At 39.7% G+C, this 16,245-nt stretch carries 16 protein-coding genes, 1 tRNA gene and 2 other RNA genes; 12 read left to right on the forward strand and 7 right to left on the reverse strand.

What is annotated here, in order from left to right; all coding sequences use genetic code 11:
• Positions 1-9 precede the first annotated feature (9 nt).
• The 7 genes from C6H66_RS21795 (at position 10) to C6H66_RS21825 (ending at position 6,447) form a co-directional block, all read left to right on the forward strand.
• Positions 10-933 (forward strand): acyl transferase, encoded by a 924-nt coding sequence (locus C6H66_RS21795; RefSeq protein WP_105396704.1) that lies wholly within the window; start codon positions 10-12, stop codon positions 931-933.
• Between the two features lie 34 nt (positions 934-967).
• Positions 968-2,047, forward strand: coding sequence for a luciferase subunit alpha (gene luxA, locus C6H66_RS21800; protein ID WP_105396705.1), 1,080 nt, complete (start codon positions 968-970; stop codon positions 2,045-2,047).
• 18 nt (positions 2,048-2,065) lie between these two features.
• A complete protein-coding gene (gene luxB / locus C6H66_RS21805) occupies positions 2,066-3,043 on the forward strand; it encodes a luciferase subunit beta (RefSeq protein WP_105396706.1) in 978 nt (325 codons plus the stop codon).
• A gap of 96 nt (positions 3,044-3,139) precedes the next feature.
• Positions 3,140-4,252 (forward strand): long-chain-fatty-acid--protein ligase LuxE, encoded by a 1,113-nt coding sequence (gene luxE / locus C6H66_RS21810; RefSeq protein ID WP_046394551.1) that lies wholly within the window; start codon positions 3,140-3,142, stop codon positions 4,250-4,252.
• Between the two features lie 168 nt (positions 4,253-4,420).
• On the forward strand, positions 4,421-5,002 hold the full coding sequence (locus C6H66_RS21815; protein WP_105396707.1) for a hypothetical protein: 582 nt from the start codon (positions 4,421-4,423) through the stop codon (positions 5,000-5,002).
• 361 nt (positions 5,003-5,363) lie between these two features.
• Positions 5,364-6,047, forward strand: a complete 684-nt coding sequence (locus C6H66_RS21820; protein ID WP_105396708.1) for a hypothetical protein — start codon at positions 5,364-5,366, stop codon at positions 6,045-6,047.
• Positions 6,025-6,447 (forward strand): hypothetical protein, encoded by a 423-nt coding sequence (locus tag C6H66_RS21825; protein ID WP_082300790.1) that lies wholly within the window; start codon positions 6,025-6,027, stop codon positions 6,445-6,447. The genes C6H66_RS21820 and C6H66_RS21825 overlap by 23 nt, the downstream gene beginning before the upstream one ends.
• Positions 6,448-6,528: 81 nt before the next feature.
• On the opposite strand, the gene C6H66_RS21830 is transcribed toward C6H66_RS21825, so the two are convergent.
• From C6H66_RS21830 to C6H66_RS21850, 5 genes are all read right to left on the reverse strand, one after another.
• Positions 6,529-6,831 (reverse strand): HigA family addiction module antitoxin, encoded by a 303-nt coding sequence (locus tag C6H66_RS21830; RefSeq protein ID WP_046394548.1) that lies wholly within the window; start codon positions 6,829-6,831, stop codon positions 6,529-6,531.
• Positions 6,831-7,109: a type II toxin-antitoxin system RelE/ParE family toxin gene (locus C6H66_RS21835; protein WP_036814248.1), complete on the reverse strand. Its 279-nt coding sequence runs from the start codon at positions 7,107-7,109 to the stop codon at positions 6,831-6,833. The genes C6H66_RS21830 and C6H66_RS21835 overlap by 1 nt, the downstream gene beginning before the upstream one ends.
• Before the next feature lie 80 nt (positions 7,110-7,189).
• A non-coding RNA gene (locus C6H66_RS21840) (RtT sRNA) lies at positions 7,190-7,313 on the reverse strand.
• A 48-nt stretch (positions 7,314-7,361) separates the two neighbouring features.
• A non-coding RNA gene (locus C6H66_RS21845) (RtT sRNA) lies at positions 7,362-7,485 on the reverse strand.
• Between the two features lie 48 nt (positions 7,486-7,533).
• Positions 7,534-7,623, reverse strand: a tRNA-Ser gene (locus C6H66_RS21850).
• Between the two features lie 326 nt (positions 7,624-7,949).
• Here C6H66_RS21850 and ghrA point away from each other — a divergent pair.
• Positions 7,950-8,891, forward strand: coding sequence for a glyoxylate/hydroxypyruvate reductase GhrA (ghrA, locus tag C6H66_RS21855; protein ID WP_105396709.1), 942 nt, complete (start codon positions 7,950-7,952; stop codon positions 8,889-8,891).
• 72 nt (positions 8,892-8,963) lie between these two features.
• Positions 8,964-9,503, forward strand: a complete 540-nt coding sequence (locus C6H66_RS21860) for a TorD/DmsD family molecular chaperone (protein ID WP_105396710.1) — start codon at positions 8,964-8,966, stop codon at positions 9,501-9,503.
• 65 nt (positions 9,504-9,568) lie between these two features.
• On the opposite strand, the gene C6H66_RS21865 is transcribed toward C6H66_RS21860, so the two are convergent.
• Both C6H66_RS21865 and mdtH read right to left on the reverse strand, forming a co-directional pair.
• Complete coding sequence (locus C6H66_RS21865; RefSeq protein WP_046397565.1) at positions 9,569-10,132, reverse strand: lipoprotein; 564 nt, start codon at positions 10,130-10,132, stop codon at positions 9,569-9,571.
• Positions 10,133-10,170: 38 nt separating this feature from the next.
• Positions 10,171-11,376 (reverse strand): multidrug efflux MFS transporter MdtH, encoded by a 1,206-nt coding sequence (mdtH, locus tag C6H66_RS21870; protein WP_105396711.1) that lies wholly within the window; start codon positions 11,374-11,376, stop codon positions 10,171-10,173.
• Positions 11,377-11,689: 313 nt separating this feature from the next.
• On the opposite strand from mdtH, the gene rimJ reads away from it, so the two are divergent.
• From rimJ to C6H66_RS21885, 3 genes are all read left to right on the forward strand, one after another.
• Positions 11,690-12,274 carry a ribosomal protein S5-alanine N-acetyltransferase gene (gene rimJ / locus C6H66_RS21875; RefSeq protein ID WP_105396712.1) on the forward strand — a complete coding sequence of 195 codons (585 nt, stop codon included), beginning with the start codon at positions 11,690-11,692 and terminating at the stop codon, positions 12,272-12,274.
• A 1,235-nt stretch (positions 12,275-13,509) separates the two neighbouring features.
• Positions 13,510-15,048, forward strand: coding sequence for a murein biosynthesis integral membrane protein MurJ (gene murJ / locus C6H66_RS21880; protein ID WP_105396713.1), 1,539 nt, complete (start codon positions 13,510-13,512; stop codon positions 15,046-15,048).
• 382 nt (positions 15,049-15,430) lie between these two features.
• Complete coding sequence (locus C6H66_RS21885) at positions 15,431-16,210, forward strand: thioesterase II family protein (protein ID WP_105396714.1); 780 nt, start codon at positions 15,431-15,433, stop codon at positions 16,208-16,210.
• The last annotated feature ends 35 nt before the right edge of the window (positions 16,211-16,245 follow it).

Here is a 16,245-nt window from a genome sequence, read left to right on the forward strand (position 1 = left end):
TAAAAAAATATGGAAAATGAAGCCAGATATAAAACCATCGACCATGTGATTTGCGTTGAAGGAAATAAAAAAATTCATGTCTGGGAAACGCTGCCAGAAGAAAATAGCCCAAAGAGAAAGAATACCATTATTATTGCGTCTGGCTTTGCCCGAAGGATGGATCATTTTGCTGGTCTGGCGGAATATTTATCGCGGAATGGGTTTCATGTAATCCGCTATGATTCACTTCACCATGTTGGATTGAGTTCAGGGACAATAGATGAATTTACCATGTCTATAGGAAAACAGAGCCTGTTAGCCGTGGTTGATTGGTTAAATGCACGAAAAATAACTCACCGTGGTATTTTGGCTTCCAGCTTATCCGCAAGGATAGTTTACGCAAGCCTATCTGAAATCAATGTTTCGTTTTTAATTACTGCGGTTGGAGTTGTTAACTTACGATATACTCTCGAAAGAGCGTTAGGGTTTGATTATCTCAGTTTACCTATTGATGAATTGCCGAATAATCTGGATTTTGAAGGCCATAAATTGGGTGCTGAAGTCTTTGCGAGAGATTGCCTTGATTTTGGTTGGGAGGATTTAACTTCTACAATCAATAGCATGAGGTCTCTGGATATACCGTTTATTGCTTTTACTGCAAATAATGACAATTGGGTAAAGCAAGATGAAGTCATCACATTGTTATCAAATATTCGTAATAATCGATGCAAGATATATTCTCTGCTAGGAAGCTCACATGATTTGGGTGAGAACTTAGTAGTCTTGCGTAATTTTTATCAATCGGTTACGAAAGCCGCTATCGCGATGGATAAGGGTAGTTTGGATATTGATATTAATATCACTGAACCATCATTTGAACATTTAACTATTGCGACAGTCAATGAACGCCGAATGAAAATTGAGATTGAGAATCAAACGATTTCGCTATCTTAACGCTATCGCTCGGATAGAAATATAAGGATTCCCTATGAAATTTGGCAATTTTTTACTTACCTACCAACCGCCCCAATTTTCTCAAACAGAGGTAATGCAGCGTTTGGTTAAATTAGGCCGCGTCTCTGAGGAGTGCGGTTTTGATACTGTATGGTTACTTGAGCATCATTTCACGGAGTTTGGTTTGCTGGGTAACCCTTATGTCGCTGCTGCGCATTTACTGGGTGCAACCAAAAAATTGAATGTAGGGACTGCGGCTATTGTTCTTCCTACAGCCCATCCAGTACGTCAACTTGAAGATGTGAATTTATTGGATCAAATGTCAAAAGGGCGATTCAGGTTTGGTATTTGTCGGGGGCTTTACAACAAAGACTTTCGTGTATTTGGCGTAGATATGGATAACACTCGCGCCTTAACGGAGTGCTGGTATGGGTTGATAAAGAACGGAATGACGGAAGGATATGTAGAAGCTGACAATGAACATATCAAGTTCCATAAGGTAAAAGTAAACCCGACCGCATATAGTAAAAGTGGAGCGCCTGTTTATGTGGTGGCTGAATCAGCCTCGACCACTGAATGGGCCGCTCAACACGGTTTGCCGATGATCTTAAGTTGGATCATAAATACTAACGAAAAGATAGCTCAAATGGAGCTTTATAATGAGGTGGCTCAAGAACATGGGCACGATATTCATAATATCGACCATTGTTTATCATATATAACATCTGTAGATCATGACTCAATTAAGGCGAAAGAAATTTGCCGGAATTTCCTGGGGCATTGGTATGATTCCTATGTGAATGCCACGACCATTTTTGACGATTCAGATAAAACAAAAGGTTATGATTTCAATAAGGGGCAGTGGCGTGACTTTGTATTAAAAGGACATAAAGATACTAACCGCCGCATTGATTACAGTTATGAAATTAATCCTGTAGGAACCCCGAAGGAGTGCATTGACATCATCCAAACAGACATTGACGCCACGGGAATATCAAATATTTGTTGTGGGTTTGAAGCTAATGGAACAGTAGGCGAAATTATTGCTTCCATGAAGCTTTTCCAGTCTGATGTCATGCCGTTTCTTAAAGAAAAACAACGTTCGCTATTATAATTAGCTAAGGAAAATAAAATGAAATTTGGATTGTTCTTCCTTAACTTCATCAATTCAACAACTGTTCAAGAGCAAAGTTTAGCTCGCATGCAGGAAATAACCGAATATGTTGATAAGTTGAATTTTAAACAGATTTTGGTATATGAAAATCATTTTTCAGCTAATGGTATTGTCGGTGCTCCTTTAACTGTTTCTGGTTTTTTACTCGGTCTGACAGAAAAAATCAAAATTGGCTCATTGAATCATATCATTACAACTCATCACCCTGTCCGAATAGCGGAGGAAGCTGGCTTATTAGATCAGTTGAGTGAAGGGAGATTTGTTTTAGGATTTAGTGATTGCGAAAAGAAAGATGAAATGCATTTTTTTAATCGCCCAGATAGATATCAACAGCAATTATTTGAAGAGTGTTATGAAATTATTAACGATGCTTTAACAACGGGTTATTGTAATCCAGATAACGACTTTTATAGTTTCCCTAAAATATCAGTCAACCCCCATGCTTATACGCCCGGCGGGCCTAAGCAATATGTAACAGCAACGAGTCATCATATTGTTGAATGGGCGGCTAAAAAAGGCATTCCCCTCATCTTTAAGTGGGATGATTCTAATGATATTAGACATGAATATGCTGAGAGGTATAAAGCCATTGCTGATAAACATGGTGTTGACTTATCAGAGATAGACCATCAGTTAATGATCTTGGTTAACTATAACGAAGATAGTAAGAAAGCCAAAGAGGAGACACGTTCATTTATCTGTGATTATATTCTTGAAATGCATCCGAATGAAAATTTGGAAAAGAAACTTGAAGAAATAATTACAGAAAACGCTGTCGGAGATTATACGGAATGTATAACCGCGGCTAAGTTGGCAATTGAAAAGTGCGGAGCAAAAGATGTATTGCTATCCTTTGAACCAATCAGTGACTTGATGCGCCAAAAAGAGGTAATCGATATTGTAGATGATAATATTAAGAAGTATCACATGGAATAATAAGTACTATATGGAATAATAAGTACTACATGGAATAAAGAGTATGACAGCAGTACCGCCATACTTTCTAATATTATCTGGAGAGGTGAAACAGGTATGACTTCATATGTTGATAAACAAGAAATCACAGCAAGCTCAGAAATTGATGATTTGATTTTTTCGAGCGATCCGTTGGCTTGGTCTTATGATGAACAAGAAAAAATCAGGAAAAAACTTGTGCTTGATGCGTTTCGTCATCACTACAAACATTGTCGAGAATATCGTCACTACTGTCAGGCACACAAAGTCGATGACAATATTATGGACATTGATGACATACCTGTATTCCCAACATCAGTTTTTAAGTTTACTCGCTTATTAACGTCTCATGAAAACGAGATTGAAAGTTGGTTTACCAGTAGCGGCACGAATGGTTTAAAAAGTCAGGTGGCACGTGACAGATTAAGTATTGAGAGACTTTTAGGCTCTGTGAGTTATGGCATGAAATATGTTGGTAGTTGGTTTGATCACCAAATGGAGTTGGTCAACTTGGGACCTGATAGATTTAATGCTCATAACATTTGGTTTAAATATGTTATGAGCTTGGTGGAGTTGCTATATCCTACGACATTCACCGTAACAGAAGAGCGAGTAGATTTTGTTAAAACATTGAATAATCTTGAGCGAATAAAAGATCAAGGGAAAGATATTTGTCTTATCGGTTCGCCATATTTTATTTATTTGCTCTGTCATTATATGAAAGATAAAAATATCTTGTTTTCTGGAGATAAGAACCTTTATATCATAACGGGGGGCGGCTGGAAAAATTACGAAAAAGAATCCCTGAAACGCGATGACTTTAATCATCTTTTATTCGATACTTTCAGCCTCAGTGATATTAATCAAATCCGCGATATATTTAATCAAGTTGAACTCAACACTTGTTTCTTTGAAGATGAGATGCAACGTAAACATGTTCCGCCGTGGGTATATGCGCGAGCGCTTGATCCTGAAACGTTGAAACCTGTACCTGATGGAACGCCGGGTTTGATGAGTTATATGGATGCGTCATCAACGAGTTATCCCGCATTTATTGTCACCGATGATGTCGGGATAATTAGCAGAGAATATGGTAACTATCCCGGCGTGCTCGTTGAAATTTTACGTCGCGTTAATACGAGGGCGCAAAAGGGGTGTGCTTTAAGTTTAACTGAAGCATTTGGTAGTTGATATACCCTATGGATTTCAAGATGCATTGCGATAGCAAGGTAGCGAACCCCCGGGAGCATAGCGAAAAAATTCTCCCAAACATCCACATTTGGAGACTTGATAGAGGTTTGTGGGGTTGGCTTAACACTGTTCTCATTGTTATCATTGCGTTAAGCAAAAGGAGATAATATGAAAAAATTGGCAGTTATGCTTGCATTGGGAATGATGAGCTTTGGTGCAATGGCAGTTGATGGGTATAAAGATGCAAAGTTTGGCATGACAGAAGAAGAGTTTCTCTCGAAGAGATTATGTGATTTTGAAAAATTTGAGGGAAGCCCGCAAATAAAAGAAGTATCACTTTATTCATGTTCTGACTTTTCGTTTGCTAACAAAAAGCAGGAAGCAATGGCATTTTTTTTAAATGGAAAATTTAAAAGATTAGAGATTAATATTGGCCGCTTGGTGAAACCAGTAAGCAAATCGTTAGAGAAAAAGTACGGAGATGCATCATCGTATCCATCAAAAGAAGAATTTGAAAATGCGCTCAAATACAATGGAACTATGTCTATAGGTTATGATAATAATACGGTATTAGTTGATATACATATAATGTGTGGCAAAGAAGGCATAGAAACCAGTCGACTGATTTATACGAGTCCAGATGTTCATACGATCCCAGATTTCGAGAATAAAATCCAGGAATTAAGGGGATTAAAGGAATTCCAAGAGTTACTGGAACTAGATCGTGAAAAACTGGATGAAGATGTTTGAGGCGACAATAGCCACCTTCGGGTGGTTTTTTATATAAGCAAAAAGCACGGATATTTATGAAATAACCCCAAACACTGGATAGAAATGACAACACGGTAGCCACCACTTATCAAAAAGCAGATTAATTCTCTGGCAGGGAAACTTAATCAGGTTCCCAATAATTCAGAAGAAAAAATAGCTGATTTAGAAATAAAGTATGATAGGTAGAAAACAGTGTCTTATCACCCAGTTCTAAATGGATAAACTTTACAGGTACAGTGGATAATCATATTCTACAGAAAGTGACAGTTTGACAGGTGGAACGAAACCGTACGTGAACCGAAGTTTTCATACAGCTCACTAATAAATTACAGGAGTTATAATGACCACAAGGTTTGATATAGAACACGGAAGACTGGTTTACACAGAGAAGTTAGGATGGGTAGATTTGGGACATGCTAAAGGTGATGACGCACGAAAACTCATGGCTGCTATAAATGTAGGTGATGATACTAAGGAGTCATATTTTACTATTAGATATGTCCAATATATGGGGAAGGGGCGTAAATATGGGACATCTAAAATAACAAGATGGAAAGTCAGGCGGGGTTTGTCTTTACATGGTAAGAAGAAAGCTGCTCTTACTATTATGATGTATACAACTCATTTATTTGAATCCTACCAAGACTCTTTTCCTTTTAATTGGGTTACGGATAGTGGTTATAGTGGTGAAGATTTAATTTCTAATTTGCTTGGTTTTTATCGGGCTGTAAATGGCATTGATTATTTATCTCAGTTAGGCGTAGTAAGTAAAGAGGAAGCATTTAAACGATGGGATTATTATGGCCCGATAGGAAAATATAAAAATAAAATTTTTAAGCCATTATTGTTTCCTAATCCTGAGAAATATCCAAATAATGCAAGACCTTATTATACGTCTCTACCTGGTTTTTTAAATACTATATCACCCATCAGTGATATAAAAACAAGTCATGATATCATACATATTAGCGAAAAGACCGGGGTTAATTTAGGTGTGGAATATGCTGGGATTTCGATTGAGTAGTTTTATCCGTATAATTGTTGTGATATCCATCCTCATTGGATGTGCTCTGATTTTTATTATGTCGCTTGCAAATATTAACTTGTCATATACAAAAGAGAATTTTATTTATTATAATATATTTACCTTTGATGAGATTAAAAATATCCCCTTAATTTCAAATGATTATCTCATATACTATAATTCACCTGATGGAACACCGGCAATGACTAACAAAATTGTTTTTTCAAATGTGAATTTGAATAGTAAATCAGAGTTGATAAAATATGTTGAAAGTATGGGTTTTGAAAAATATTTTGACGAATACTGGCGTGATGAATATTGGCGTAAAGATAATGTACTCATAAATATAAAACAAAATGATACGAAGCGGACCGTTTTGTTTTTAGTTGAGAAGAATTAAGAATTTTCGGCCTTTCCTGCATCGGGGGTATATGCAAGTAAAAAAGCCCAGGTGGTAAATCTGAGCTCAGGTTGTTGACTTTTAGGTATGAGATACATGGATAGGTTTAAATAATGGTGTCAGTTTGGAGATATCAACTATCTTTTCTGCTTTATCAAGGCTATAAGTTTCTTGCAGTTTTAGCCACAATCGTGGAGAGCTACCAAGTACTTTAGACAGTTTTATTGCCATCTCTGGCGTGACTGCTGCTTTGCACGATACTAGACGTTGAGCCGTAGACGGAGCAACATTCAATGCTCGCGCTAGATCACGAATTCCTAAACCTAGTTCTTCCAAAGAGTCAGCAATAATTTCGCCTGGGTGAGGTGGGTTAAACATTTTCATTAATGATAATCCTCATAGTTAACGATGTACGCGTCACCATCGATAAATTCGAATGTCACACGCCAATTTCCTGAAATGGTAATTGCCCACTGTCCCTGCCTGTTTCCCGTTAAAGGATGTAGATTGTATCCGGGAAGGTTGATTTCCCCTATATCCTCAGCTTCGTTAATAACAGCGAGTCGTTGGCGGAGTTTGTTTGCATGTTGAGGGTTAATTCCAATAGAAACACCTTTTTCAAAAAATTGGCGCAGTCCCTTATGCTTGAAACTCTTTATCATTCCTTATCGCTCCGTGTTGCGCTACAAGAAATCTTATAACAAAGTGTTCCCTATTACGCAACATCATTTGAGCTAAGGTCTGGAGGAAAAGGAGGGATGGATTCGCTGCGCTCACCCTGCGGGCCGCCGTTGGCGGTCCAAAACGGCAAGCCGTTTTGTCGAACCCTGTTCGAGGGTTCTCGACCCTCCCTGCATCGGGGGTATATGCAATTAAAAAAGCCCAAGTATTTAACCTGAGCTTCTCTTCAATTCTGGCGGTGAGGGAGGGATGGATTCGCTGCGCTCACCCTGCGGGCCGCCGTTGGCGGTCCAAAACGGCAAGCCGTTTTGTCGAACCCTAGTCGAGGGTTCTCGACCCTCCCTGCATCGGGGGCATATACAAGTAAAAAAGCCCAGGTATTTAACCTGAGCTTTCTTTCGAATCTGGCGGTGAGGGAGGGATTCGAACCCTCGATACGTTTTCACGTATACACACTTTCCAGGCGTGCTCCTTAAGCCTCTCGGACACCTCACCATCTTTTTTTCATCCCAGCAACTTTGTTTAACATCGTCGCTGCAACGGGGCGCTACTATAGGGAAAACCGTTACAAGCGTCAACACTCTTCTGATACTTTTCTTTGGTTTTTTGATTGGTTAGCTAAATAAGAATCAATTCGATGAATTCACACCCACTAACACCACTAAAATAGACAAGTACAAGTTCCTCAATAAGAAAAAAATGAATTCGTTAACTACTTAACATTCTCAAAATTTTCGTAATGATGATTAACAAAGGGGCTTGCAACCTACACTCAATCATCAGATAACCTGTATGAAAATGTAAGATGAGGATAAATAATCGTGGATATTATCTTTTACCACCCCTTTTTTGATGCTGCTCAGTGGATTCAAGGTATGCAGCAACGACTGCCCAATATCAATGTCCGTCAATGGAAACGCGGCGATAATAAGCATGCGGATTATGCAATGGTTTGGGCGCCTCCCTACGAGATGTTGGCAAATCGCTCTGGATTGAAGGGGATTTTTACTTTAGGAGCAGGAGTAGAGGCCATTTTGAAACAGGAGCAACAAAGACCAGGGATGTTACCCGCCGGCGTGCCACTGATGCGGCTTGAAGATGCGGGGATGGGGCGGCAAATGCAGGAGTATACGGTAGCAATGGTTTTACATTATTTGCGGCGCATGGATGAGTATAAGTTGCAACAAGGGCAGAGGATGTGGAAACAACTCGTACCCCATGATCGCAAGGATTTTGTCGTGGGCGTGTTGGGCGCCGGTGTTCTGGGACGCACTGTTGCGGAGACGTTAGTTGAGCTTGGCTTTACTGTACGTTGCTGGAGCCGTACTCCAAAACAGATTAATAATATAGTTAGTTTTCATGGTAAGGATCAATTAGGCGATTTTCTTTCCGGGAGTAAGGCGCTTATCAATTTGCTGCCCGATACACCAAAAACCCGTGGTATTCTGAATTTATCGCTGTTTAGCCAACTAAAACCAAAGTCATATCTGATTAATATCGCACGAGGCGCCCATTTAGTAGAACATGATCTGTTGGTGGCGATTGATAAAGGTTATATCGCCGGGGCTGCATTGGATGTGTTTGTTGAGGAACCACTACCAGAGATGCACCCGTTCTGGACTCATCCTCGTATAACGGTAACGCCACATATTTCGGCTATCACTATTCCCAATATTGCTATGGATACGATTAGTGAAAATATTCGGCGAATTGAAAAGGGGGAATTACCAACCGGTGTTGTGGACATAGAACTAGGATATTAATAACGTCTCTTTACAGTAGGGGCGGCTATTAGAGACAATAATGGCAAAATTGCTATTTGTTTGGAAACTGAGATGAATGAATTTTCAATAGTCTGCCGTATTTTAGGGACTTTATTTAATCGTCAACCGCAAGACCCAATCCTGAAACCGCTTCTGACGATGGTTGTCGAAGGTAAATTGAAGCAATCATGGCCATTGGAACAAGATGCGTTGTTGGATCGTTTGCAACAAAATTGTGATCTGTCAGCAATGCAAGCTGATTATATGGCACTGTTTTATGGAGATGATGCTAGTGTACCAAGTTGCCGTTCTGACTATACCGGGGAGAGTGAAAACGATATTTGCCAGTTTCTGATTGAACGAGGAATGCCGTTGTCAGATGGGCCAGTCGATCAGTTTGGTTCTCTGCTATTAAGTGCTTCATGGTTGGAGGATCAGGCAGCAGAAGATGAGGTTCAGGGGCAGATTGAGCTGTTTGATGAGTATCTTCTGCCGTGGTGTGGGCAATTTCTGGGGAAAGTGGAAGCCCATGCCACAACCGGTTTCTACCGGACATTAGCAGTGATTACTCGTGAAGCGTTACAGGCGTTAAGAGAAGAGCTGGATTCTTAATTTTAAAATGATAAAAAGGCAAATAATTTGGAATTATTTGCCTTTTTGCTATGTCTCGGTGGAAATTATTTATCGGTCAGCGTAATAACTAATTTGCCCGGTTTTACTTCTAACCTTTCTGCTAATGTTTTAGCGGCGGCTTCAGTTTTGCTGTGATCTGGTTTCAATACATAAACCGGGTGAGTATCAAAGAAAGCGCTGAGTGATTTATTCAGATAAGGAACTAATGCGTTAATCGGTTTTTCCATTTTTTCCTGTGTGATTTGGTAATCAACGATTTCCAATGCTTTCAGAAAAATAGCCCCTTTTTCCTGCTCAAAAACAGGTTGTGCTTTCAGGGTGAGTTTCATGTCAGCCTTAGCTGGGCCAAGCAAGGAGGTAATATTTACGTTTGCACGGCCGGTTAACGCTATTTTGTCTGGTTCTGTTCGGCCAATTTGGCTGGATAGTTCTGTCAATTCAATATCCGCGTTAGCAATACCGTGTAATTCAATCTGTTTCTGGTAATGGATGTGTTTTGCCAGATAACCATTAATTAGTTCTTCGCTGATACTGACACCTTTGAATTGATCGCAACCACTGATTAACCCCGCTAGCAGTAATACTGCCCCCAAGAAAAATTTTCTCATATCAACTCCTTATATTTTGGAGGGCAGATTTTACCTCATTAATTGCCACTCAGCATGGCAGATTCAATTTTACGTTGGTTGAATTGACGATGCAGAGCATACAACGTTATCAAGCCAATAATCCCAAGCAGGAACCAAGGCAATTGCGGCATATGCAGCGCATGGCCGGTATCATATAACCAACCACCGCCGGTATAACCCAAGGCGCCGCCCAGAGCCAATCCAAGACGGCTGAATCCCATATAACTGCCACGCGCGCGCGGATCAGCCAGTGAAGCGCTTAATGTTTCACGGGCAGGTTCAGCGGTGACGGTACCGAGATAGAACAGGCAAATAAGGCCGAACAAGGTATTTATTTCACCAATCAGACCGACAGGGAACATGCTTAGGCTCATCAGGAAAAGCCCGGCCATTAGACGTTGTTCTAGTCGGAATCGTTTTTCACTCCAGCGGGCGATCGGATACAGTAAAGTGAGCGATAGGGTTGCTTCAATCGCGTACATCCATTTTACCGCAGCAGGTGTTCCGGCGATTTCATTGACAATAATCGGAAACATCAGCATCACCTGGACAGACAGCATAAAGTAGCCGGTCAACGTTAAGACATAAGTGAAGAAGCGGCGATCTTTAATAACGCGCCGCATCCCTTCCCAGATGGGCGTGCGGGTAGTTGAAATTCGATAGGCAGGGAGGAATAATGCGTTCCAGATGGCTGCCAGAACGAAAACACCGGCACCTGTCCAACAGACAAGTTGGAAATCGTATTGCAACAGCCAGCTACCAATCAATGCGCCGATAACCGCGCCAGCGCTGTCTTGCATCAACAGCAGCGAGAAGAAACGGCCACGCTCGTGCGGTCGGGTTAGTTTGATGACCAATGCGGTCCGGGGAGGATCAAATAAGGTCCCCCCCAGTGCGGATAATATGCAGGCAAACCACAGTATCCAAGGTTCAGTGGCTAAGGCGATTAAAGCAAAACCAAGAGCACGTAATAGCATGCCGGTGACGATCATCGGCTTCGCGCCAAAACGGTCTGCAATTGCGCCGCCGAAAATGCCTAAACCTTGTTGTACAAACTGGCGTAGACCAAGCGCAAAGCCAACAACTAGCGCGGCCCAACCCAGTTGCTCAACAAAATGTATTGATATTAAAGGAAATACGACGAAGAAACCCAGAACGACCAGCAAGTTATCGAATAACAGGAAGTACTTACCCAGGCTACGTGCTTGTGAAACCAGTGACATTGCTCACCATTGGAGTAGTAAAATAGGGAGGACCATATAGTTGCTTTATATTTTGTACTTAATTCGATCATTAGGATAGTGAGTTATGGATAATATTTTTTTATCGTAAAGTAATGGTTGGAAGCTGTTTTTTACAGATAAATAGCTTAAATTTTTAACGGATAAATTAATATATACCCTATGGATTTCAAGATGCATCGCGACGGCAAGGGAACGAATCCCTGGGAGCATAGGAAACTATGTGACTGGGGTGAGTGAGTGCAGCTAACAAAGAGGCAACTTGAAAGATGACGGGTATAGTTAGGGAGAAATAATGTTTGGTTATAGTTCCACTTTACCGAAAGTTCGTCTGATCACGGAACGAATGGTGGTACGTTTGGTGTACGAGCGGGATGCTTATCGTTTGGCTGAGTATTATTCAGAAAATCACGAATTTCTTAAACCTTGGGAACCGACCAGAGATAGAAGTCATTGTCAGCCTTCCGGTTGGATAAACCGATTGAATTTAATCATAGAAATGCAAAGACAGAGCGCGGCTTTTCATTTTCTACTACTTGATCCAAATGAAAGTGAAGTTATTGGTGTTGCCAATTTCAGTAATATTCTGCGAGGGGCTTTTCATGCCTGTTATTTGGGATATTCGCTTGGTGAAAAGTGGCAAGGAAAAGGGCTGATGTATGAAGCTTTACAACCTGCTATTCGTTATATGCAACGTCAACAGGGGATGCATCGGATTATGGCTAATTATATGCCGGATAATCATCGTAGTGGAAAATTGTTGGAACGATTGGGTTTTGAACGTGAAGGTTATGCCAAGAAATACCTGATGATTAATGGAGTTTGGCAAGATCACGTATTAACCGCATTGACAGATGACAAATGGAGTGGAAAAAGTTGATTATTAAGCTGTACTGTCACCAAATAAAGTAAATTAAATTAGTAATGATGAATTAAACCATCGTTGAAAGTTAGCCTTCCCCGTACCTTATTTTTGACCCTTTTTTAAGGGCTGATTTTAATTTATTGATTTTTAATGGAATATTGTTTCTCTTGTAAAAAAGGGTTTTTTCGTTGTTTTATTAAAATATGCTTTAATCGTCAGTAGGTTGAAGTTAATATGTAACAGTTCACTGCCGTACAGGCAGCTTAGAAAAGAACGAGAATATTGGTCATCACACTCTGTTTGTTCACTGCCGTACAGGCAGCTTAGAAAAGGGCTAGGTTAGAAACCTAAGAAGGATTATAGTTCACTGCCGTACAGGCAGCTTAGAAATGTTTCATCGACAGCGGAAGAAACTGCATCAGGTTCACTGCCGAACAGGCAGCTTAGAAACAAGAGTTTTATCCTGAGTAAGCTTTAGTGAGTTGACTTATTTGACGCACTGACTTCGGTTGGTGCGTTTTTTGAAGTGGCTATTTGAGCTTTCTGTAGTAAGGCTAGTTGCAAGTCGCCATCATCTAGGCCGAATACGATGTTACATTGGCAGCTTATAAAAGTTAATGAGTTCTAGTGCATAAGCGTGGATTTATGTATACTCGCCGCTTTTGTTAGCAAAGTGAATGATTAACCTTGGTAGATTCACGTAATAAATGCAATATTGTTACTTTGGAAGTAAATATATTCTTATTCCTTTAAATAATTCATTGGATATTTTATTATTAGCTAATTGTTATGAAAATAATTTGAATGGTTTTTTTAATCCATAAAAATAGGTATTATCCTAATTGGCCTATTTAATAAGAATAACAATCTAATTGAAAAAAATAGATAAAAAAGAGTGAGTGAAAATAAATATTCATATAACTTGAGTCCGTACATAATTTTATGTTAAATAATAATTTATTGATTTTAAAGGAATATTGTTTCTCTTAAAACAGGTTTTTTGTCGCTTTATTAATATATGCTTTAACTATCAGTAAGTTAAAGTTAATATCTAATCGTCCACTATTGGATAGGTAGCTTAGCAAGCTGGATTAAGATGGTGTGGCTTGGTGGTTTTTTGCACTAATACATGCAACTTAAAAAGCACCGGCAGTTTACAAGTATCTCAGTCGTGTATAATCCATTTTCCATTTTTGCACTGTCATACAGACAGTTCAGAAATCAACTAACATGATTTTGAGATAAATACGATGAATTTATTGAAATCACTGGCTGCGGTTAGCTCTATGACCATGTTCTCTCGGGTTTTGGGCTTTATCCGAGATGCCATTATTGCCCGCATATTTGGGGCAGGTGTTGCAGCGGACGCTTTTTTTGTCGCATTTAAACTGCCTAATTTACTGCGTCGTATTTTTGCCGAAGGCGCCTTTTCTCAAGCATTTGTGCCTATTTTGGCAGAATATAAGAACCAACAAGGTGATGAAGCGACTCGGACGTTTATTGCTTATGTTTCCGGTATGTTGACGTTAATTCTGGCCATTGTTACTGTGTTGGGGATTTTAAGCGCGCCGTGGGTGATTTATGTTACTGCCCCCGGTTTTACCGATACCGCCGATAAATTTACGCTGACAACAAATCTGTTAAGAATTACCTTCCCTTATATTTTTCTGATATCACTGGCCTCATTGGCAGGTGCGATATTAAATACCTGGAATCGATTTTCTGTTCCTGCTTTCGCTCCGACGTTACTTAATATCAGCATGATTGTGTTTGCGTTATTTGTCGCCCCTTATTGTAATCCGCCGGTGATGGCGTTGGGTTGGGCGGTGGTTGTCGGAGGAATTTTGCAACTGTTATATCAGCTTCCTCATTTAAAAAAGATTGGCATGCTGGTATTACCGCGTATTTCTTTCCGTGACAGCGGCGTATGGCGGGTTATGCGGCAGATGGGACCCGCAATTCTTGGGGTTTCAGTCGGCCAGATTTCATTAATTATTAATACGATTTTCGCCTCATTTTTGGTGTCCGGTTCTGTCTCTTGGATGTATTACGCTGACCGTTTAATGGAATTACCTTCTGGTGTATTGGGTGTTGCGCTTGGGACAATTCTTTTACCTTCACTGGCGAAAAGTTTTTCCAGCGGAAATCATGAGGAGTACACCAAATTAATGGATTGGGGGCTGAGGCTCTGTTTTTTGTTAGCACTGCCTTGTGCTGTTGCTTTAGGTATGCTGGCAGAACCTTTAATCGTTTCTCTGTTTCAATACGGTAATTTTACGGCATTTGATTCTGCAATGACCCAAAAAGCGTTAATTGCTTACTGCTTTGGATTGATGGGGCTAATTATTGTTAAGGTATTGGCACCGGGTTTTTATTCTCGTCGAGATATTAAAACCCCGGTGAAAATTGCGATTGCTACTTTGGTTCTGACTCAGCTAATGAATCTTGCCTTTGTTGGTCCACTAAAACATGCAGGATTGGCCCTGTCTATCGGTCTGGCATCTTGTTTCAATGCCAGTCTGCTTTACTGGCAATTACGTAAGAAAAATATTTTTAAGCCGTTAGCGGGTTGGGGTGTGTTCTTATTTAAACTTGTAGTAGCAATTGCAGTGATGATTGCTGTATTGGCGGTTACTTTGTGGCTGATGCCAGCATGGGATCAGGGAAATATGGCTATGCGCCTGTTGCGATTAATGGTGGTGGTTATCGCCGGGGCAGGCAGCTATTTTGCTGCGCTGATATTGATGGGTTTTCGGCTAAAAGATTTTGCCCACCGCGGGTTTCAATAAATTGAGATATCCCGGTAATTATTATGAGATCAAGCTGCGCTTGAATTTTCTGAAGTTACCGGGATATCAGCTAAGTTACTTTACCATATTCCTATTTTTTCGATTTAAAACTATTAATGTTCTCAAATTTAAATTTATGCTTGAATCCGTTTCATGAATAAAAATAAATTGTTTAATATCTTATTGTTGTAAATATTTATAAGTTATTGATAGCTGATAGTTATAATCACTTTGTTTAATAATATTTTAATGAAAAATTAATTATGCGTGTTAGATCGTGTTTTTTTACAAATAAATATAAAGAATGTTGGGACTAAGCAGTTTGCCGGCTACTATGATGGATCGGCTGACTTTGACAGATTTAATTGGGAGAGAATAATTTATGTGGTTTGAAAAATTAAGTCATATTCAATCAGATAAAACGGATCATATCTTATTTTGTTTTCCTTATGCGGGTGGTTCGGCAGAAGTTTTTCGTAGCCTAAGTAACTGTTTAACAAAGAATATATTAGTATATGCATTGCAATTACCGGGTTGCGGCAGCCGTTTTGATGAAGCATTAAGTCGAGATGTGGAAAATATTTTGCAAGCAGTACATGAAGAAATGAAGCGTCTGATTAATGGTAAGCAATTCTCTTTATTTGGGCACAGCAACGGCGGCTTATTTGCTTATGAATTAGCTAACCGATTAAACAATGAGAATCAGTCTCCAGCAAACGTATTTATTTCTGCGGAAGCGGCTCCACATATTACCAGTTTTAAAGAAGATCCGTTTAATTTGTCCGATACTCAATTGAGCGAGTTATTGGTAAGATATGGTGGAACTCATGATGAGATCATTAGTGATGAAGATTTGAAGGCGGTGTTCTTTCCTGTTATTCGTAATGATTTCTCGATCAATTACCATATGAAACGTTACTTGCTGCCAAAGCAAAGTGTATCAGAACTCGTTTTGATTTATGGGCGACAGGATAAAACGATGTCAAAAGAGGATATATTGGCGTGGGAAAATTATACTTGTGGTGGGATTGATATTCACTTTGTGGATTCTGATCATTTCTTTATCCGGCATATACCAAAAGTGGTTGCAAATATCATCCATGCAAGAATTGAATTAAGTATCAAGCGGGAACGTACTGCTGTGTTATCGGCCAAAGTCTAATTAATTGGCGTGATAAGGCAATATAATACCCGATC

This window comes from Photorhabdus hindustanensis, assembly GCF_002968995.1.
GTDB classification, from domain to species: Bacteria; Pseudomonadota; Gammaproteobacteria; order Enterobacterales; family Enterobacteriaceae; genus Photorhabdus; species Photorhabdus akhurstii.